Source organism: Streptosporangium heterodermiicola (assembly GCF_051390675.1).
Classification (GTDB): domain Bacteria; phylum Actinomycetota; class Actinomycetes; order Streptosporangiales; family Streptosporangiaceae; genus Streptosporangium.
The window spans coordinates 1-1121 of sequence record NZ_JBPJSR010000075.1; the positions used below are offsets into that span (position 1 = coordinate 1).

General features: G+C 66.1%; 1 protein-coding gene. It reads left to right on the forward strand.

Features of this window, described 5'->3' with window-relative positions:
* Positions 1–864: 864 nt before the first annotated feature.
* A partial coding sequence (locus ACSC1Q_RS42940) for a hypothetical protein (protein ID WP_436764504.1) occupies positions 865–1121 on the forward strand: 257 nt, incomplete at its 3' end.

Genomic DNA, 1121 nt, shown 5'->3' on the forward strand with positions numbered 1-1121 from the left:
AATGGTGGGGGCCTTCAGGTTTTTCCGTGGTTTTCATGGGGGGAGGGGTCTCCACCAACGGTGGGGGCCCTTTTCGCGTTGTGGCGGTGTTCTCCGGGCGCCCTTCGGCTCTGTTTTCGCCCTCATGGCAACGCTGTGGTCGTCGAGTCGGATGGCTTCGTGGCTCTCTTCAGAAACGCTCTCAACGGATCCACCGCCATGGCCATGATCATTTTTGGGTGCCGGTGGAAGGGCGTATGGACTTTCAGGGGCTTGCTAGGCTGGAGAGGCCGGGCCACCCCACCTGCGGGTGGCCTTCGTCGCGCCAGACCACGATAGGGCGGGGCAGCGATAGCGAACGGGGCGCACCCCGCGGCCGGAGACCGCCCGCACAGCGAATCGTCCCATCCGATCGAAGAGACGGGACGCGCTCGCAGAGTGAGCCAACGAATGGACCAGAAGTGAACAGTGACAACGGGCCTGAGGGCGCCGGTCGACGCGAAGAGGGCGAAAACCGCGGATCCGGTGGCCAGGGAGGCCACCGCAACGATCGCGCAGGTGGTGACAGGGGACGTCCGGGCGACGGTCCCCGATATGGTGAGCGTCGAGAGGGGCGCCCAAGCGGTTCTTACGGCTCTCGTGATCGTGGCGACCGGCCGTCCTACAACCGTGACGACCGTGGTTCCGGCCGTCCCGCGTTCAACCGCGACGACCGTCCGGGTGGCGGGCAGAGGCCCTCAGGGCCGCGTGGCGAGGGTCAGCGTTCTTATGGTGACCGTGACCAGTCCCGTGGTGGCTCCTACGGCTCCCGCGATCGTGGCGACCGGCCGTCCTACAACCGCGACGACCGTGGTTCCGGCCGTCCCACGTCCAATCGTCCCGACAGTGGTGAGCGCAGGCCGTTCAATCGCGATGACCGTCCCGGTGGGGGGCGTCCGCCGTTCAACCGTGATGACCGTCCGGGTGGTGGTTATCGGGGTGATCGCGGTGACCGTCCTTCGTTCAACCGCGACAACCGTGGTGGGGACCGGCCGTCGTTCAACCGCGATGACCGTGGTTCCGGCCGTCCCGCCTTCAATCGTGATGATCGTCCCTCGTTCAACCGCGATGATCGTGGTGGTGAGCGTCGTTCGTACGGAGAT